Below are 19,934 nucleotides of genomic sequence, written 5' to 3' on the forward strand. Positions count from 1 at the left end.
TTTAATATTATTATCTTCTTAACAAATTTTATTTACTAAATATTTTTATAAATTCAAAAATTTCATAATTTTTAAAATAATAGAGCGGTGTAACCCCGCTCTAGACTATCTTCTTAATCCTAATTTTTCAATTATATCACGATATCTTTGAATATCTTCAGCCATTAGGTAATTTAAAAGACCTCTTCTCTTACCAACCATCATAAGAAGACCTCTTCTTGAATGGTGATCCTTCTTGTGCATCTTTAAGTGATCTGTAAGATGATTTATTCTATCTGTTAAAAGTGCTATTTGCACTTCTGGAGAACCAGTATCTCCTTCATGTCTCTTGTATTGATCAATTATTTGTTGCTTTGTAGCCTTTTCCATTATATTGCACCTCCAAAATTATCGCCTTTAAGCCAAGAATAACGCTGGCAATTCATTATTCGTAGCATAAGGTTCTCGAGTGATATTATATCAGAATATACTTTAAAAGTAAATTCTTTTTTCATAATTAATTAAAAAATTTCTAAAATTTGCTTTTCTGCGTACTCTTTATCACTCTTTAATTGTGAAACAAGCTGATCTAATGAGCTAAATTTAATCTCATCTCTAAACTTCTTAATAAAATATACTTTTATATATTCACCATATATATCTTTATCAAAATCTAAAATATAAGTCTCGATAGTAAGAGAATTATTTGTATCTCCTACAGAAGGGTTGTATCCAACATTTGTAATACCCTTATAAAATTTAGATTCATAAGCAATTATAGTATAGTACACACCATTACCAGGAATAACAAAATCCAAATTATATTTAAGATTAGCAGTTGGAAAACCTAGTATTCTTCCTAATTGCTTTCCTTTTACAACTGTTCCATCAAGCATATATGGTTTTATAAGTAATTTATTAGCATTTTCTACTTCACCATTTTTAATTTGCTCTCTGATACAAGAGCTACTTACTACTTCGCCATCCTTAGTAATTGGATCTATAACATGAAGTGTAAATCCGAGTTTTTCACTTAGTGATTTTAACAGTTCTACATTTCCGCTGTTTTTATAACCAAATTTAAAATTAAAACCTACTATTATACCTACTACATTATAATATTCAACTAATTTTTCAATAAAAACTTCTGCCGGCATCCTCATATACTCATCATCAAAGGGCACTAAATTGACAACATCAACACTAAGTTCCTCAAGTATTTCCAGTTTAGTGTTGTTATTCATTATCAGCTTAGGGGCAATATCTCTATTTAAAACCATCAGTGGATGCTCCTTAAAAGTATATATCATACTTTTGGCATTATTAGATTTTGCTAGTTCAATAGTTTTACTTATAAGTCCTATATGCCCCGAATGTAATCCGTCAAAGCTTCCTAATGCTACATAGGTCTTGTATTCGATTTTTGTATTAAATTTATCTTCTAATACTATCATAAAAATACCCCTAAATTAGTAATTTTTCAATTTTGAATCCTGATATATTTTTTTTCCCTAAACCAATAAATTTATCATCATTTATATATATTCTAAATAAATTGTCACTTTTAATTTTGCATAAGAAGACATCATCTTTTATATTTACACCATTAAGTAATAATTTAACAAACTTATCATCTTCGATATACAATTTTTCATACTGGTTAAGTGCTTCTTCTACAGGGACTAAATATTGCTCTAAGTTATTACAATCTAATTTATCTAACTCAATAGAGTCTTCTATGTTGAAGCTTCCTGAAGCTTTTCTTTCTAAGTTCCACATAGCTGCACCACAATTTAACTTTCTTCCAATATCATAACAAAGGCTTCTTATATAAGTACCTTTTGAACAAGTCACTTCCATTATAACAAAAGGAAAATCAATACTCAAAATTTTTATATCAAAGATGTTAATTAGTCTTGACTTTCTTTCAATTTCTATACCTTTTCTTGCCAATTCATAAAGTCTTTGTCCATTTACTTTGAGAGCAGAATGCATTGGAGGAATTTGTTCTATTTTCCCAATAAATGAATTCACAGCTTCTTTTATTTGATCTTCAGTAACATTAACTAAGTTATTTTCTAATATTTTACCCTCTCTGTCATAGCTATCTGTCACAATACCTAACTTCATCTCAGCAACATATATTTTTGTTTCACTCATAATGTAGTCAACAATCTTTGTTGCTTTACCTATACAAATAGGCAGAACTCCAGATGCCTCAGGATCTAGAGTTCCAGTATGACCAACTTTTTTACATTTAGACAGCTTTCTAACTTTAGCAACAACATCAAAAGAAGACATTCCTGTTGGTTTGTATATATTGATTACTCCATCCATTAATGCAGTTCACCCTTCACCGAATTAATAATCATACTTTTTGCTTCACTATAGCTTTTGTCAATAGAGAGTCCTGCAGCTTTTGTGTGCCCTCCCCCTCCAAAGGTTTCTGCTATTTTTCTAACATCCACTTTATCTTTTGACCTTAAGCTAATTTTAGTACCTGCATCAGTTTCTTTTACCAAAATAGCAACTTCAACAGTGTCTATTTCCATTCCAATTGAAATTATATCTGAAGTATCTGAGGCTTCAGATATACCAACACTGTTAAGTAAATCTTTAGTAATTCCCATTACGCACAATTTGTTATTATTATAAAGTTCCATTGAATCAATAATCTTACTATAAAGCTTAACTCTCTCTAGTTTCTTATTTTCAAAAAGTTTTCTATGAATTTCACTAAAGTCAATTTCTAAATTGATTAACTCACCAGCAATACTATGAGTTTTTATAGTAGTATTTGAATGTTTAAATCCACCAGTATCAGTTAATAAAGCTGTATAAAGACATACTGCTATGTCTTTATCAATAGTTATATTGAGCTGATTAATAACATCAAATACAATTTCTCCTACCGCTGCAGCTTTGCAATCAACATAATTCAATGCTCCATACATATCATTTGATAAGTGATGATCAACATTAATTACTTTATAGCTATTATTATCGAAATTAACTTCTCCGGAAATCCTAGCTACATTTCCACAATCCAAAATTAATACAGTATCAGTATCATCCTGAACCTTTTCTATCATCTTAGAAGCACACTCATAATAAGGTAAAAAACGATAAATTTCAGGCACTTCATCTCTTGAAACAATATATGTATTCTTACCTATTTTCTTTAATGCTAACATTAGTGCAAGAGCACTTCCTAATGCATCTCCATCAGGTGATGTATGAAATGAAATCCCAATGTTTTTGGAATTTAATATAGCTTCAATTACATCATTATTTATCATCATTACTATTCTCCTTAATTTGATGTAATAAGGCATCAATATGCATACCGTGCTCTATAGTATCATCCAAATATACTGTTATCTCTGGTATATGTCTTAAGTTGATTCTCCTTCCAACTTCCCTTCTTAGAAAGCCAGATGAGCTTTTCAATATGTTAAAAGCAGTAGTTTTATCCTCAGGACTTGAGCCAAAGATGCTTACAAACACCTTGGCATATCTCAAATCCTTTGTTACATCTACTTTTGTAATACTAATCATAGCATTTAATCTCGGATCTCTAATCTCATTTTGAATAATATCACTTAGTTCTCTCTTCATTTCTTCATTTATTCTACCACTTCTATAATTGGCCATACATTCATCTCCTTTGTATTAAAGAGCTCCCTGCTTTACTTCTTTCATAGTGTAAGCTTCTATAATGTCTCCTTCTTTTATGTCGTTGAATTTTTCTACGCTAAGTCCACATTCAAATCCAGTAAGAGCTTCTTTTACATCATCTTTAAATCTCTTAAGTGAAGCTAAAGTAGATTCAAAAATAACAATTCCATCTCTGATTACTCTTACACTACTATTCCTAGTTATCTTTCCATCAAGAACATAACATCCTGCAATAGTACCAACATTGGATATTTTATATACCTGTCTTACTTCAGCTTTTCCAAGAACTACTTCTTTATACTCAGGATCAAGCATACCAACCATTGCTGCTTTAATATCATCTATTGCATTGTATATAATTCTATATGTTTTAATATCAACATTCTCTTTTTCAGCAAGAACTCCAGCATTTACGTCAGGTCTTACATTAAAGCCAATAATTATAGCATTTGATGCAGATGCCAATATAACGTCAGTTTCAGTTATTGCACCAACACCTCCATGAATAACTCTTGCTTTTATACTCTCAGTTGAAAGTTTTTCTAGAGATTGTCTTACAGCTTCTACAGATCCCTGCACATCAGCTTTAACTATAATGCTAAGCTCCTTTACTTTTCCTTCTTGAATTTGATTATATAAATCTTCAAGAGAAACCTTATGAGTAGATTGCAGATATTCTGCTCTTATCTTTTCTTTTCTCTTATCAGCCATTTCCCTTGCAGTTTTTTCATCTTTTACAACATTAAATCTATCCCCTGCTGCTGGAACTTCTGATAGGCCAAGTACTTCAACTGGGATTGATGGACCTGCTGATTTTATTTTCTTACCTTTATCGTCAAACATAGCTCTAATTCTTCCGTAGGTTGATCCAACTATAATTGAATCTCCAACATGAAGAGTTCCGTTTTGAACTAGTAAGCTTGCAACTGCTCCTCTTCCTTTATCTAGTTGTGCTTCAATTACTGTACCCTTTGCTTTCCTATCAGGAGTAGCTTTAAGTTCCTGCATTTCAGCAGTTAAAAGAATCATCTCTAGAAGATTATCTATACCTTCTTTTGAACGAGCTGAAACTGGTACAGTAACTGTATCTCCACCCCAGTCTTCTGCTAATAATCCGTATTCAGTAAGTTCTTGTTTAACTCTGTCAGGGTTAGCGCCTTCTCTATCCATCTTGTTTATGGCAACTATTAATGGCACATTAGCAGCTTTACAGTGATTTATAGCTTCTATAGTTTGTGGCATTACACCATCATCAGCAGCAACAACAAGAATAACAATATCAGTTATTTGTGCTCCTCTTGCTCTCATAGCAGTAAATGCTTCGTGGCCTGGTGTATCTAAAAATGTAATTTTTTCTCCATTAATTGTAACCGTATAAGCTCCTATATGTTGTGTTATTCCGCCCGCTTCACTTTCAGTTACTTTTGCTTTTCTTATTGCATCAAGAAGTGATGTTTTACCATGGTCAACGTGACCCATAACTGTTACTACTGGAGGTCTTTTTACTCCTTCATCTTCTCCTTCTAACTCTTCATCAGACTCAAGTTGAACAATTGATTCTTCTTTCTTTGCTACAACTATTTCAAACTTTTCTGCTAATTTTTCAGCTGTATTAAAATCTAATTCTTGATTAATAGCAGCCATTACTCCCATAAATATAAGTTGCTTTATAACTTCAGTTGTAGGCTTTTTCATCTTTTCTGCTAATTCTTTAACAGTTATTGTTTCACCAATCTCAATAATATCATTAGCTTCTTCGGTCTCAGTAGAAGAGTTTTCTGATTGGCCGTTTTCTTTATTCTTTAGCCTTTTATTCTTTTTGACTTTAGCATTATCAACCACAAGGTCTTCATACTTTTCAATTACTGCTTCTCCAGATAAAGAATCAGCTTTTTTAACATCGCTACCACCTTCTGCTAATAGCTCTTTTATTAATTCAGCATCCTCTTCTTCTACCACACTCATATGGTTCTTAACTTGTATGCTGAATTCTTCCTCAAGCATACTTATTAAATCTTTACTTGAAATTTCTAGCTCTTTAGCTAACTCATACACTCTGATTTTTGACATACATTCACCCCCGACACTATTTGTTGCTATTTTCATTCCATAATATTAATAATCTCTCGCTCATATTTTTATCTATTACTCCTAAAATGTTAATTTCAACTCGACCAACAGTATTTCCCAATTCCTCTTTTGTTGGCCCATTGATAAAAGGTATATTTTTCTTATTACAATATCCAATAAACTTATCTCTTGTATTATTGGAACAATCTTCAGATATTATGATAAGTTTTACCTTATCTTTTGTAATATATTCTTCGCACTTGTTGTAGCCTTCTATTAATTTTCCTGCTTTCTTACACAGTCCAATAAACTGAAGAAACTTATTATTCATTTGCTATCTCTTCCCTTAATTTGTTATATATTTCTTCGTTTATTTTTACTTCCAAGTTTTTTTCTAGGCGCTTTGTCTTAACTGCTTTTTCTAAGCATTCTATATTCTTGCATATATAAGCACCTCTTCCTGGCTTTTTTCCAACTAAATCTACAGAAATTTCTCCTTCTTTGCTACGAACTATTCTAATAAGTTCTTTTTTAGCCTTCATTTCCATGCAGCCAGTACACATGCGCTCAGGAATTTTTTTAGTTTTCACCTTTATCACCTACTCTTCAGAAGCAACCTGATTTTCAACCTGAGATTTAGCTTTTATATCAATCTTCCAGCCAGTAAGTTTGGCAGCTAATCTTACATTTTGACCTTCCTTCCCAATAGCTAAAGAAAGCTGACTATCATCAACTACTATTTTAGCAGACTTTTGTTCTTCATCTAGAGTAACATCTAATACTTTAGCTGGGCTCAAGGAATTTGCAATATATTCTTCAGGTAACTTGCTCCATTTGATTATATCTATTTTTTCATTTTTTAATTCATTTACGATATTTTGAACTCTTATTCCCTTTGGACCAACACATGCGCCCATTGGGTCTACAGCTTCATCATTTGAATAAACTGCAATTTTTGTTCTGGAACCAGCCTCACGAGCAATACTCTTTATTTCAACTACTCCATCATATATTTCAGGTACTTCAAGTTCAAAAAGTCTCTTAACAAGTCCTGGATGAGTTCTTGATACAACAATTTGAGCACCTTTTGTAGTATTCTTTACCTCAACTATGTAAAGTTTTAGCTTAGAATTAAAGGTATACTCTTCATTATGCATTTGTTCATTTGGACCTAGAACAGCTTCTAGCTTTCCAAGATCAACAAACACATTCCCCTTATCCTTTCTTATGACTGTACCTGTAATTATGTCGTATTCCTTTGTAATAAATTCATTATATATAATACTTCTTTCAGCTTCTTTTATCCTTTGAATTACAACTTGCTTCGCTGCTTGGGCAGCAACTCTTCCAAATTTCCTTGGAGTTACTTCGATATCCACAATATCTCCTAGTTGATATCTTGGATCAATATCTTTAGCATCCTCTAAAGATATTTCATTAACTTCATCCTGTACATTTTCTACAATTTCTTTTCTTGAATATACATGAATTTCTCCTGTTTCTCTATTCATTGTAACATTAACATTTTGACTATTAAGACTATTAGTATAGTTCTTCTTATATGCTGCTACCAATGCATCTTCAATGGTAGTAAATATTAAGTCCTCGCTAATACCTTTCTCCTTTACAATTTCCTTTAGAGCCTCAATAAATTCCTGATTCATTTTACGACCTCCTTAAAACTCCCCTTTTAATCTTACAAAATCAATATATTCTCTAGGAATTGCAATTTCTTTTCCATCAGTTTCAACTGAGATAGAATCATCAGTAAAAGCTATAAGTTTACCCTCATATTTTTTACTGCCATTAAAAAGCTTTTTAAGCTTAAATAAAACTACGGTTCCAATATATTTTTCTAAATGCTTATCGGTATATAAAACCCTTTCAATACCTGGTGATGAAACTTCAAGATAATAAGCATCTGGAATCGGATCTTTATTATCTAAAAGATCACTTACAGCTCTACTTACTTTCTCACAGTCTTCTAAGGATATTCCATTTGGAGTATCGATATATATTCTTAAATAATTTTCACCATTTTCTTTTACAAATTCTAAATGATATAGCTCATAATTTTTTTCTTCTACACTCGGTCTAATTAACTCAAACAGCTTTGCAACTATAGTATCATTTTTCATAAGTTATCCCTCCTTATCTATATGATTTACATAATTTTATAGTAAAATACAAAACTATATTCAGCATATTAATTACTGTAATATACTAATATATTGATTACTATATATGTTAGTTCAAACTGTATAAAATATACAATTTATTTTTGACAAACAGAAAGAGCGGGTTTTAGCCCACTCTTAAATGTTCAAAATATCTTCAAAAAAGTTACTATATCTATAGTAACATAGTAAATAGGATTAAGCAAGAAAAAATTAGTTTTTTAGTAAATTTTTAATTATACATAAATAATTTTTAATTAATAACTAATCAATTTAACTATTTTTACTATAAACTTTATTTGATATTATCCTATTCATTCTCTAGAAGTTCAATTTCCTTCATTAGTTCTTCAACTAGATCTTTTTCAGCAACCTTTCTTATAATCTTACCTTTTCTAAATAATAGCCCTTCTCCTTTTCCACCTGCTATTCCAATATCTGCCTCTCTAGCTTCGCCAGGACCATTAACTGCACAACCCATAACTGCAACTTTAATTTTTTTAGGACTGTCAGAAAGTCTTTCTTCTACCTGCTTAGCTATATTTATCATATCAATTTGAGTTCTTCCACAAGTTGGACAGGATATAAACTCGATTCCTTCATTTAAAAATCCAATAGATTTTAATATTTCTCTTCCAACTTTTACTTCTTCAATAGGATCATCTGTAAGTGAAACCCTTATAGTATCTCCAATACCTTCACATAAAAGAGTTCCAATTCCTACGCTTGATTTTATTGTTCCACGCCAACTTGTTCCAGATTCAGTAACTCCTATATGTAAAGGATAGTCAACTTTTTTAGAAATTAATCTATAGCTCTCTATCATTTGCATAACATTTGAAGATTTTATAGATATAGCTATATCTCTGTAATTTATACTTTCCAGAATTTCAACATGCTTTAAGGCACTTTCTACAAGAGCTTCAGGGCATACTTTACCGTACTTAGTCAGAATTTCTTTCTCCAAAGAACCAGAATTCACGCCTATTCTTATAGGAATCCCCTTATCTCTTGCAGCTTCTGCAACTAATTTAACCCTTTCAATGCTTCCTATGTTTCCTGGATTTATTCTTAATGCAGAAACACCATTTTTTATTGATCCAAGTGCTAGATTATAGTCAAAATGAATATCTGCAACTAATGGTATTGATATCTGACTAGTGATACTCTTTAAAGCATCACAAGCCTCAACGTCAGGAACAGCACAACGTATTATATCACAGCCAGCTAATTCAAGCTTCTTAATTTGTTCAACAGTTTTTTCAATATTTCTTGTATCAGTATTTGTCATTGATTGAACCGAAATTCTTGAATCTCCCCCAACAAATACATTTCCAACCTTTAGTTTCCTTGTTTTTATTCTATCTATCATTATATATTACCTCTTTAATTTAAATTAATAGGACTTACTATATCTTTTATGATAACTAATACCATTATAATCATCAACACAACAAAACCAATGTAGTTTATAAAACCAACTTTATTATCGTCTAACTTCTTTCCAGTGATAATTTCTATTAGTAGCATAAATATCCACCCTCCATCTAAAGCAGGGAAAGGAATAATATTAAATATAGCTAACTGCACACTTAAATAAGCTAATAGATACATTAAAGGTACAATTCCAGCTTCTGCAGCTTTTGCAGATACCCTAATAATAGTTACTGGGCCACCAAAATCTGAAGAAGAAACTTTCCTCTGAAAAATACTCTTAAAAAATCCGGCAGTTTGCTGAAGAATAGATTTTGTTTGCTGAAAACCATAGCCCATAGATTGAGCTATATTAGGTTTTTCTAGCAGTGAAGGGTAAATTCCTATAATATATCTGTTTTCCTTTGGATCTAATACCGGAGTAACATTTATTTTTATTTGTTCCCCATTTCTAAGAACAATCATATTTATTTCATTGCCTTTTGCAACATAAACTTCATTATAAAAATCTTCCCATGTTGAAACCTTTTTATTGTCTATATAAGCAATTTTATCTCCTTTTTGAATTCCCGCAGTCATTGCTGGTCTTCCTTCATCAACTTTGTCTACTACAGGAATAGCAAAGCCTCTTAATCCAGCCACAATTGCAAATAAAACTATAGCTAAAACGAAATTCATCAAAGGTCCTGCTGCTATTATACTCAATTTTTGTATGGGCCTTTTACTTGAGAATGATCTTGCATCTGCAACCTTTTCTTCCTCACCTAACATTTTCACATAGCCGCCTATAGGAAAAGCCTTAATTAAATATTCTGTTTCTTTACCTTTGATTCCAAATAATTTTGGCCCCATTCCAAGTGAAAACTCTTCAACTTTCACTCCATTCAATTTGGCTAATGTAAAGTGCCCTAACTCATGGCCTATAATTAATATACTGAACCCCAATATTGCACCCAATATATAAATAAGAATCATCAATATTCCTCCCTTTTATACCTTAAACTTATTTTTTATATATTCTCTTACGCTTTTATCTGCTTCTAATATATCTTCAACGTAACTTATTTTTTTATACTCAAACTTCATCATACATTCTTCTATCAAATCAGCAATTCCCAAAAATTTAATCTTTTCATTTAAAAACAAGTCAACAGCTACCTCATTTGCAGCATTTAATATGGTAGGCATAGTTCCACCTGTGCGTCCTGCATCATAAGCTAATTTTAAGCATCTAAAGGTTTCTAAATCTGGCTTTTCAAAGGTTAGTGAACCTATTTTACTAAAATCTAGTTTCTCAATTACAGAAGCTTTTCTTGTAGGGTAATTAACCGCATACTGAATAGGTAATTTCATATCAGGAACTCCAAGTTGAGCCAAAACACTTCCATCTACGTATTGAACCATTGAATGGATAATGCTTTGTGGATGCACTACAACTTCAATATCAGAATAATCCATATTAAACAACCAATGAGCTTCAATTACCTCTAAGCCTTTATTCATTAATGTTGCAGAATCAATAGATATTTTTCTACCCATATTCCATTTCGGGTGCCTCAATGCTTCTCTATAAGTAGCGTTTACTAACTGTTCTTTAACCTTACCCCTAAAAGGGCCTCCTGAAGCTGTTATAATTATTTTATCAACACTACTCTTTTTATTTCCCTGTAGACATTGAAAAATAGCTCCATGTTCTGAATCAACAGGAATTATATTAGCATTATTTTTCCTAGCTTCTTCAATAACTAACTGCCCACCTACAACTAATGTCTCCTTATTAGCTAAGGCAATATCTTTTTTTGCCTTAATTGCATTTAAAGTTGGCACTAATCCTATCATCCCTACCACAGATGTTAGCACCATATCAACCTCTGGCAAGGTTGCTATAGTATTTAAGCCTTCCATACCATATAAAACTTCGGCAGTATTAGCTTTACTATTGCAATATTCTTTTACCTTTATATAAGTAGATTCTTCAGTTACTGCAACATATTTTGGATGAAAAACATTGATTATTTCAATAATTTTTTCATAACTTGTATTAGCTGAAATAGCATATAAATTTAAATTTTCACTATCACTTTTTATAACCTCGAGTGCTTGAGTACCTATAGAACCAGTTACGCCTAATATGCTTATATTTTTCAAAACTTGTTCCTCCTATATGTATATATTTATGTGCAAAGTTACATCTGCTATGACATAGATTAACATTATTTAATTTTCTATACCAATTAAATATATCATATTTTTAAAATAAAACAAAGGAAGCAGTTAAACTACTATTAAGTTAAACTTAATTGCGTAGAAATAACTGCTTTCAAATATTTATGTTTACATTTCTAATAAAAACTACCTAAAATGCTTTTTTGTTGCCTGATTTTATATTCCTGCAATAAAAGATAAATAATAGAAGACTATTACTGCAGCAAAAAGTATACTATCAAACCTATCTAGAATTCCTCCATGCCCAGGTATTAGGTTACTATAATCTTTAACATCAACAAATCTTTTTATTGAGGAAGCAACTAAATCTCCAAATTGGCAAAACACACCACAAAGTGCTCCTACTACAAAGTAATTGTATATGGGAATATTAATACCATATTTATTAACTATAATGCCATATATTCCACATGCTAAAGTACTCCCTATAAGCCCCCCTATAGACCCTTCTATAGTTTTTTTAGGGCTAACTTTAGGGCATAATTTATTTTTGCCTAAATATCTCCCTACATAATATGCAGTAGTATCGCATAACCAAGATGCTATAAATACAAGCCAAATAAGATAGTTGCCGGATTTTTTTGCATTTACTAATACGATAAAGCTAAAGAATACAGGAACATAAATAAATCCTAGCAATGTTACAGCAGCATCTATAAAATTATACCTTGGATCAAGTACAGGAACACATAATACTATAAATGTCATAGCTACGATTAAAAACACAAGTACTTGATAATTAATATTGCTACCTATTAGCATATAATATAGTATACAGGCTATATATCCTATAGAACTAAATGGATTTATTCCTCTTAGCTTTACAACTTTATAGTATTCATATAAACCAAGCAAAGACAAAAGTATTACAAATAGTTTTAAATATATTCCACCTAGAAATAAAAAAACTATTAGTGGTGATAAAAACAATGCACCAACATATCTATTATTCATAACAACACCCCTATTTTATTCCTCCAAACCTTCTATCCCTATTCTGAAAGTCTGAAATTGCTTTATGTAAATGTTCTTCTTTAAAGTCAGGCCAATTTATATCTGATGTCCAAAATTCTGCGTATGCGCACTGCCACAACATAAAATTACTCAATCTTTTTTCACCACTAGGCCTAATAATTAAATCAGGGTCAGGCATTCCACTAGTATAAAGATAATTATTAACCAGCTCTTCATTTAAACCGTCTAGACTGAGTGTTCCTTGCAATAAATCTTTATGCATAGCCTTAAACGCTTGAAGTAGTTCGTATCTTCCTCCATAGTTTAATGCCAAATTCAATACCAATCCTTTATTATCCTTAGTTTTATTATAGGCCCTTGCTAGTTCTTGTTGACATATTGTAGGAAGTTTAGAAGTATCACCTATAGAATTAACAACTACCTTGTTTTCATGAAGCTCTTCTATTTCACCTCTTAAATATTCCACCAAAAGCTTCATCAAAGCACCAACTTCATCATTAGGCCTTTTCCAGTTTTCAGTTGAAAATGCATATAATGTTAAGTATTTTACTCCTAATTTACTACATTCCTTTACAATAGCCCTTATTGCTTCAACACCAGCTCTATGTCCAAAAGTTCTAGGTAAATTTCTCTGTTTTGCCCATCTTCCATTTCCGTCCATAATTATGGCAATATGTTTAGGTATATTATCCATATCTAAATTTTGAGTTATATCTAAAACTTTTTGTTTTCTTTTCGATTTAAAAATTTTAAACACAGACTTTCTCCTCATTTCTAAATGTAATACAACATCAATTGCAAATGCATATTATTAACAAAACCTGCGATAACGCAGGTTTATTTCGATAAGCTTAGTTATACTGACATTATCTCTTTTTCTTTTGATTCAACAATTTTCTCAATTTCTTTAATGAAATTATCTGTTCTTTTTTGAATGTCATCTTCAGCTTTCTTTAATTCATCCTCTGAAATTTCATTGTTTTTCTTTAGAGCTTTTATTTTGTCGTTGCATTCTCTTCTAATTGATCTAACAGCAACTTTTGTTTCTTCTCCAACTTTCTTAACATTTTTAACTAAATTCTTTCTAGTTTCTTCTGTTAATTCTGGAACTATCAATCTTATAACGGAACCATCATTTGAAGGATTAATTCCTAAATCTGATTTTAAAATAGCTTTTTCTATAGTTTTTAATGAACTCTTTTCCCATGGTTGAACTAATATTACTCTTGGTTCTGGTGCTGATATATTTGCAACTTGGTTTATTGGAACCATACTTCCATAATACTCTACTTCAATTCTATCAAGCATAGTTGGATTTGCTCTACCAGCCTTCATTGTAGCCAAATCTCTTTTTAGCACAGCTACTGATTTATTCATTTTTTCTTCAGCAGTATTCATAATGTCTTTTACCATGGATATACCTCCTCTATTCTTTTGATACTAGAGTACCAATTTTTTCTCCCATTATAGCTTTTTTAATGTTACCCGGCTCATCTAATCCAAAAACTAAAATTGGAATATTATTATCCATACACAATGATGTAGCAGTGGAATCCATTACTTGCAATCCCTGCTCTAACACTTGTATATAGTTTAACTTGTCATATTTTTTAGCATCATTATATTTATGTGGATCCTTGTCATATACCCCATCTACCTTTTTCGCTAGAAGTATAACATCAGCTTCAATTTCGGCAGCTCTAAGTGCTGCAGTTGTATCTGTTGAAAAATAAGGGTTTCCAGTTCCAGCAGCAAATATAACAACTCTTCCTTTTTCAAGATGTCTCATAGCTCTTCTTCTTATAAAAGGCTCGGCTATTTCTCTCATCTCTATTGCAGTCTGAACTCTAGTATTTACCCCTAAGTTTTCTAGAGAATCCTGCAAAGCTAAGGCATTAATACAAGTTGCAAGCATTCCCATGTAATCAGCAGTAGTTCTATCCATGCCTTCTCCGCTTCTTCCACGCCAAATATTTCCTCCGCCTACAACTGCACCAATTTCAATTCCCATATCAACTAAGTCTTTTATTTCTTGAGCAATTCTTGTTGCAACATTAAAGTCAATTCCAAAACCATTTTCACCTGACAGTGCCTCTCCTGAGAGTTTAAGCATTATTCTTTTATATTTAGGTGTTTCCATATTATATTATACCTCCAGAATACTAAAATTTAAACTAATTTAGCAATATTTTGTATTTTTTATAGGGTATATTTTAAAAAAAGAGAACACGCAGTGTTCTCTTTTGAATTATTTTCCCTGCTGCATTTGCTTTTGAACTTCTTCAGCAAAGTTTTCTTCTTTCTTTTCTATACCTTCACCTTTTTCAAATCTAGCAAATCTTGTTATTGTTATAGGTGCACCAACTTCTTTTGATACTTCTTGAACGTACTTAGTAATAGTATAGTCAGCGTTTCTGATCCATACTTGTTCAATTAGGCAGTTTTCTTTGTAGTATTTTTGGATTCTACCTTCAACCATCTTATTAGCAATGTTTTCAGGCTTTCCTTCATTCATTGCTTGAACTTTATATATTTCTCTTTCTTTTTCAAGAGTTTCTTGATTTACTTGGTCTCTGTTTAAGAATAGTGGGTTTGCAGCAGCAACTTGCATTGCTACATCCTTTGCTAAGCCACTTAGTCTATCACTAGTCTTCTCACAAGATACTTCTACAAGAACTCCTATTCTTCCAGCTCCGTGTATGTAACTTTGAATTACTCCACTTTCAACTACAAACTTTTCAAATCTTCTAACGTTCATGTTTTCACCAAGTTTTGCAATTAAATTAGTAAGAGCATCCTTTATTGTAATGTTCTCATCTGCTATGTACTTTTCAGCTATAAATTCTTCTACATTTTTAGCATTTGTTAATGCTGCTTGCTTTGCTAAATTCTTTGCAAATCCAGTGAATTCGTCGTTAGCTGAAACGAAATCTGTTTCACAATTTACTTCAACAATAGCTCCATTCTTCATATCATCAGAAATATATGTTTCAATAACGCCTTCTGCTGCTACTCTTCCTGCCTTTTTAGCAGCTGCAGCTAATCCTCTTTCTCTAAGAATTTCAATAGCTTTATCGATATCACCGTTTGTTTCACTTAGAGCCTTTTTGCATTCCATCATTCCAGCTCCAGTTCTTTCTCTTAGCTCTTTAACCATTTGTGCGCTAATCATTTTCAATTCCTCCCACTTCTACTTAATTTAAAAGGTAAATGAAGATCTAAATCTTCACCTACCTTTAATATATCAAATTTAATTAATTATTCAGCTAATTGTTCGCCTTGTCTTCCTTCGATTATACCATCAGCTATTTTAGCAGTTATTAATTTTACTGCTCTTATAGCATCATCATTACCAGGAATTACATAGTCAACTTCATCTGGATCACAGTTTGTATCAACTATTGCAACAACTGGAATTCCAAGAATCTTAGCTTCAGATATAGCATTTTTTTCTTTTCTTGGATCTACAACAAATAATGCTCCTATATTTCCTGCATCCATATTTCTTATACCACCAAGATTTTTTTCAAGCTTTTCTCTTTCATTCTTAAGCTTTATAACTTCTTTCTTTGGAAGAACTTCAAATGTTCCGTCTTGTTCCATTCTATCTAATTCTTCTAATCTTCTTATTCTAGCTTTTATTGTTCTAAAGTTAGTTAGCATTCCACCTAACCATCTTGTATTAACAAAATGCATTCCGCTTCTTACAGCTTCTTCTTGGATAGCTTCTTGAGCTTGCTTTTTTGTTCCTACAAATAACACATCTTTTCCTTCTACAGATACACTCTTAATGAAATCATAAGCATCTTCCACTTTTTTAACTGTTTTTTGTAGGTCGATGATGTATATTCCATTTCTTTCTGTAAAGATATAAGGAGCCATTTTAGGGTTCCATCTTCTTGTTTGATGTCCAAAATGAACACCAGCCTCTAATAATTGTTTCATTGATATAACTGACATAATTCTACCTCCTTGGTTTTTACCTCCACTACCTTCATACTTACAAATCACCAAATAAGGCACCGATTTGTAAATTGGGTAATGTGTGTATTTTTCACTTAAGTAGTATAGCATAACAATTAGCAATATTCAACAATAATATTAAAAAAGTTTTAAAAAAAATAAAAAAATAAATTACAAAAATAGGATGTACATAAATACATCCTATTATTCAAACTTATTTTATTTTTTTAAGTTCATCAAGTAACTTGTCATTTAAAATCTTTATATGAGTTCCTTTCATTCCAAGTGATCTTGATTCAATTACTCCAGCACTTTCAAATTTTCTAAGCGCATTTACTATTACTGATCTTGTAATTCCAACTTTATCAGCAATTTTTGAAGCTACAAGAAGACCCTCATTGCCCTCAAGTTCGTTAAAAATGTGCTCTACAGCTTCTAGTTCAGAATATGAAAGGGTTCCTATTGCTAGTTGAACTACAGCCTTTTTTCTTGCCTCTTCTTCAATTTCTTCAGATTTCGATCTCAATATTTCAAGACCTATTATTGTAGCACTGTACTCAGCCAGTACAAGATCTTCCTCTGTAAATTCCTTATTAAATCTAGCCAATAATAATGTACCTAATCTTTCTCTATTACCATTAATAGGTACTATAGTAGTAAGTTTACCTTCCACATTACATTCACATTCATTATCAAAAACGCAGAATCCTTGAGTAGCTGCATTTGCTAAAGTTTCGTGAGTGTTTAATAACTTACTATTATAGCTTTCGGGAAATCTCATTTCACTAATAATTTTACTTTTAACAACATCACATTCAAAATCTGCTGCAAGGTCATATCCTAAGATTTTTCCTTTTCTGCTTATTATATAAACATTACAATATAAGACCTCACTCAGTAATTTACATATGTCATCAAAAACTACAGGCTCTGTACCAGACTTCTGTAAAATCTTGTTAAGCATTCTTGTTTTGCTCAATAAAGATGCCATTTTTATTCCTCCTTATTATGGTTTTGTAAAATTTCATAATGATAATTAATTTAAATACTTCATCTACATACTTCTTATTGCATTATCTATACATAATGAATTGTAAACGTTTCATTAATTCTTTATTGTGACTTTTTTAAATATTTAGAATTGTTATCATTTTACTAGACTATAATATCATAACCTTAGCAGTATTTCAACCTTAATTTTGTTAAATTCGACACAATTTTATATTTTATACCTTTAAAATTTCACCATAATAAAGAAATCATATGAATGAACTAAAAATTACTTAGTCATTTTTTATATCATTTGAAGTTGAATAAATTTTATGCTTACAATTTGCATTTGTACACTCAATAAATGAACCTTTGGACTTAGTGTATTTTTTTACCATAACACTTCCACATTCTGGGCACTTATCTGCTACTGGTTCAAACCAACTAACAAAATCACAATTAGGATAATTACTACACCCATAAAATTTCTTTCCTTTCTTGCTTTTTTTAGCAAGAACTTTGCCATGGCACTTTGGGCAAGGAACATCTATTTCTTCAACTATAGGCTTTGTATTTTTACATTCTGGATATCCAGGGCATGCTAGAAAATCTCCAAACCTACCGTGCTTAATAACCATAAATCGTCCACATTGATCACATTTAACATCAGTAACTTTATCTTCTATAGTTATCTTAGCTATTTCCTTTTCTGCAATTTCAATAGACTTCTTTAATGGTATAAAAAAGTTCTCAACTACATGATTCCAACTTTCCTTTCCATCCTCAATACCGTCTAGTTTATCTTCCATCTCAGCTGTAAACTCAGCATCAACAATTTGTTTGAAATACTCGCTAACAATATTATTAACAATATTCCCTAATTCAGTAGGTTTAAGAGTCTTTTTATCTCTTTCTACATACTTTCTATCTAAAATAGTTGAAATTATAGGTGCATAAGTACTTGGTCTTCCTATTCCGTTTTCCTCCAGGGTCTTAACCAAAGTAGCTTCAGAAAATCTAGCTGCTGGCTGTGTAAAATGCTGCTTTCCATCTATAGATTTCTTTTTTAACTTTTCTCCTACCTCAACTGATGGAAGATTTAAATCTTCCTCATCCTCATCTAACTTATATTGATAAACCTTCATAAATCCATCAAACTTGATAATTGAACCGCTAGTTCTAAGTAAGTATTCACCATTCAAAATATCAATTGATAAAGTGTTTAACAAACAAGACGCCATTTGACTAGCCATAAATCTATTCCAAATTAAACTATATAATTTAAATTGTTCATCTTTTAAACTATCTTTTACCATTTCAGGACTTAGCTCTATATAAGTTGGCCTAATAGCTTCATGAGCATCTTGAATATTTTTCTTAGTCTTAAAAACTCTTGGAGACTCAGGTAAATAATTAGATCCAAATTTATTTTGTATATACTCCTTTGCTGCTTGTTGAGCTTCTTCTGATATTCTTACAGAGTCAGTTCTCATATATGTTATTAAACCTATTGTTCCATGTCCTTTAATATCTATACCTTCATATAATTGCTGAGCTATTGACATAGTACGTCTAGTGGCAAAGTTTAGTTTTTTATATGCATCCTGCTGTAATGTACTTGTAGTAAATGGCGGTAACGGATTTTTGCTTTTTGTTGACCTTTTAACCTGCTTAACTGCAAATTCACCCTTATTCAAGGAATCTACTATTAGATCTACTTCTTCTTTAGAACTAATTTCAATCTTTTTATCGTTTTTTGAAAACAATTTAACAACAAAACTCTTTTTGTCATTTTCTTTAACTAAGCTGCATTCAACAGTCCAATACTCCTTAGGAATAAAATCTAATATTTCTTTTTCCCTATCACAAATCATCTTAAGTGCTACTGATTGAACTCTCCCTGCACTTAGTCCCCATTTTATTTTTCTCCATAAAATTGGGCTGATTTCATATCCAACTAGCCTATCAAGTACTCTTCTTGCTTGCTGAGCATCAACAAGATTTGTATTAATTTCTCTTGGATTTTTAATTGCATTCTTTACTGCATTCTTTGTTATTTCGTTAAATTCAATTCTGCATTTTTCTTGTTGGTCTATATTTAATACTTTTGCTAGATGCCAAGAAATTGCTTCTCCTTCCCTATCAGGGTCTGTTGCAAGATATATTTTATCACTTTTTTTAGCTTGCTTTCTAAGTTTATCTAGCAATTCTCCTTTGCCTCGTATAGTAATATATTTAGGTATGTAATTATTTTCAACATCAACACCTAACTGACTTTTAGGCAAATCCCTAACGTGGCCCATGGATGCTTCTACAATATAATTCTTTCCAAGATATTTTCCTATAGTTTTTGCCTTGGCTGGTGATTCGACTATAACCAATTTTTGACCCATAGCAACCTCTGATTTATTTTAAATTGCAAATCAGAGTGTACACCCCCTT

At 31.3% G+C, this 19,934-nt stretch carries 21 protein-coding genes; all 21 read right to left on the reverse strand.

Features of this window, described 5'->3' with window-relative positions; genetic code table 11:
* Positions 1–105 precede the first annotated feature (105 nt).
* Positions 106–369: a 30S ribosomal protein S15 gene (rpsO, locus tag bsdE14_RS21170; RefSeq protein ID WP_264852009.1), complete on the reverse strand. Its 264-nt coding sequence runs from the start codon at positions 367–369 to the stop codon at positions 106–108.
* A 131-nt stretch (positions 370–500) separates the two neighbouring features.
* Entirely contained in the window at positions 501–1,433 is a 933-nt protein-coding gene (locus bsdE14_RS21175; protein WP_264852010.1) for a bifunctional riboflavin kinase/FAD synthetase, read from the reverse strand.
* Positions 1,434–1,443: 10 nt separating this feature from the next.
* Positions 1,444–2,316, reverse strand: coding sequence for a tRNA pseudouridine(55) synthase TruB (gene truB, locus bsdE14_RS21180; protein ID WP_264852011.1), 873 nt, complete (start codon positions 2,314–2,316; stop codon positions 1,444–1,446).
* Positions 2,316–3,278: a DHH family phosphoesterase gene (locus bsdE14_RS21185; protein WP_264852318.1), complete on the reverse strand. Its 963-nt coding sequence runs from the start codon at positions 3,276–3,278 to the stop codon at positions 2,316–2,318. The genes truB and bsdE14_RS21185 overlap by 1 nt, the downstream gene beginning before the upstream one ends.
* Entirely contained in the window at positions 3,268–3,633 is a 366-nt protein-coding gene (rbfA, locus tag bsdE14_RS21190) for a 30S ribosome-binding factor RbfA (protein WP_264852013.1), read from the reverse strand. The genes bsdE14_RS21185 and rbfA overlap by 11 nt, the downstream gene beginning before the upstream one ends.
* An 18-nt stretch (positions 3,634–3,651) precedes the next feature.
* Positions 3,652–5,727 carry a translation initiation factor IF-2 gene (infB, locus tag bsdE14_RS21195; RefSeq protein ID WP_264852015.1) on the reverse strand — a complete coding sequence of 692 codons (2,076 nt, stop codon included), beginning with the start codon at positions 5,725–5,727 and terminating at the stop codon, positions 3,652–3,654.
* A gap of 16 nt (positions 5,728–5,743) precedes the next feature.
* Positions 5,744–6,058, reverse strand: a complete 315-nt coding sequence (locus bsdE14_RS21200; protein WP_264852016.1) for a ribosomal L7Ae/L30e/S12e/Gadd45 family protein — start codon at positions 6,056–6,058, stop codon at positions 5,744–5,746.
* Entirely contained in the window at positions 6,051–6,317 is a 267-nt protein-coding gene (gene rnpM / locus bsdE14_RS21205) for an RNase P modulator RnpM (protein WP_264852017.1), read from the reverse strand. Before rnpM ends, bsdE14_RS21200 begins: the two co-directional genes overlap by 8 nt.
* A gap of 9 nt (positions 6,318–6,326) precedes the next feature.
* Complete coding sequence (gene nusA, locus bsdE14_RS21210) at positions 6,327–7,391, reverse strand: transcription termination factor NusA (protein WP_264852018.1); 1,065 nt, start codon at positions 7,389–7,391, stop codon at positions 6,327–6,329.
* A 12-nt stretch (positions 7,392–7,403) separates the two neighbouring features.
* Positions 7,404–7,865, reverse strand: coding sequence for a ribosome maturation factor RimP (rimP, locus tag bsdE14_RS21215; RefSeq protein ID WP_264852019.1), 462 nt, complete (start codon positions 7,863–7,865; stop codon positions 7,404–7,406).
* Between the two features lie 349 nt (positions 7,866–8,214).
* Positions 8,215–9,273 carry a flavodoxin-dependent (E)-4-hydroxy-3-methylbut-2-enyl-diphosphate synthase gene (gene ispG, locus bsdE14_RS21220; protein ID WP_264852319.1) on the reverse strand — a complete coding sequence of 353 codons (1,059 nt, stop codon included), beginning with the start codon at positions 9,271–9,273 and terminating at the stop codon, positions 8,215–8,217.
* Between the two features lie 17 nt (positions 9,274–9,290).
* Positions 9,291–10,304, reverse strand: a complete 1,014-nt coding sequence (gene rseP, locus bsdE14_RS21225) for an RIP metalloprotease RseP (protein WP_264852320.1) — start codon at positions 10,302–10,304, stop codon at positions 9,291–9,293.
* Positions 10,305–10,328: 24 nt separating this feature from the next.
* On the reverse strand, positions 10,329–11,486 hold the full coding sequence (locus bsdE14_RS21230) for a 1-deoxy-D-xylulose-5-phosphate reductoisomerase (protein WP_264852020.1): 1,158 nt from the start codon (positions 11,484–11,486) through the stop codon (positions 10,329–10,331).
* Positions 11,487–11,720: 234 nt separating this feature from the next.
* The gene (locus bsdE14_RS21235) at positions 11,721–12,518 is read right to left on the reverse strand and encodes a phosphatidate cytidylyltransferase (protein ID WP_264852021.1); all 798 of its coding nucleotides are present in this window, start codon (positions 12,516–12,518) and stop codon (positions 11,721–11,723) included.
* 10 nt (positions 12,519–12,528) lie between these two features.
* A complete protein-coding gene (uppS, locus tag bsdE14_RS21240) occupies positions 12,529–13,311 on the reverse strand; it encodes an undecaprenyl pyrophosphate synthase (protein ID WP_264852022.1) in 783 nt (260 codons plus the stop codon).
* Positions 13,312–13,394: 83 nt separating this feature from the next.
* Positions 13,395–13,952 carry a ribosome recycling factor gene (gene frr, locus bsdE14_RS21245; protein WP_264852023.1) on the reverse strand — a complete coding sequence of 186 codons (558 nt, stop codon included), beginning with the start codon at positions 13,950–13,952 and terminating at the stop codon, positions 13,395–13,397.
* A gap of 13 nt (positions 13,953–13,965) precedes the next feature.
* Positions 13,966–14,679 (reverse strand): UMP kinase, encoded by a 714-nt coding sequence (gene pyrH / locus bsdE14_RS21250; protein ID WP_264852024.1) that lies wholly within the window; start codon positions 14,677–14,679, stop codon positions 13,966–13,968.
* A gap of 108 nt (positions 14,680–14,787) precedes the next feature.
* Entirely contained in the window at positions 14,788–15,711 is a 924-nt protein-coding gene (tsf, locus tag bsdE14_RS21255; protein WP_264852025.1) for a translation elongation factor Ts, read from the reverse strand.
* An 86-nt stretch (positions 15,712–15,797) separates the two neighbouring features.
* Positions 15,798–16,499 carry a 30S ribosomal protein S2 gene (gene rpsB / locus bsdE14_RS21260; protein WP_264852026.1) on the reverse strand — a complete coding sequence of 234 codons (702 nt, stop codon included), beginning with the start codon at positions 16,497–16,499 and terminating at the stop codon, positions 15,798–15,800.
* A 217-nt stretch (positions 16,500–16,716) separates the two neighbouring features.
* The gene (gene codY / locus bsdE14_RS21265) at positions 16,717–17,493 is read right to left on the reverse strand and encodes a GTP-sensing pleiotropic transcriptional regulator CodY (protein WP_264852027.1); all 777 of its coding nucleotides are present in this window, start codon (positions 17,491–17,493) and stop codon (positions 16,717–16,719) included.
* A 292-nt stretch (positions 17,494–17,785) separates the two neighbouring features.
* Positions 17,786–19,885: a type I DNA topoisomerase gene (gene topA, locus bsdE14_RS21270; RefSeq protein ID WP_264852028.1), complete on the reverse strand. Its 2,100-nt coding sequence runs from the start codon at positions 19,883–19,885 to the stop codon at positions 17,786–17,788.
* Between the last annotated feature and the right edge of the window lie 49 nt (positions 19,886–19,934).

Source organism: Clostridium omnivorum (assembly GCF_026012015.1).
Lineage (GTDB): Bacteria > Bacillota > Clostridia > Clostridiales > Clostridiaceae > Clostridium_AX > Clostridium_AX omnivorum.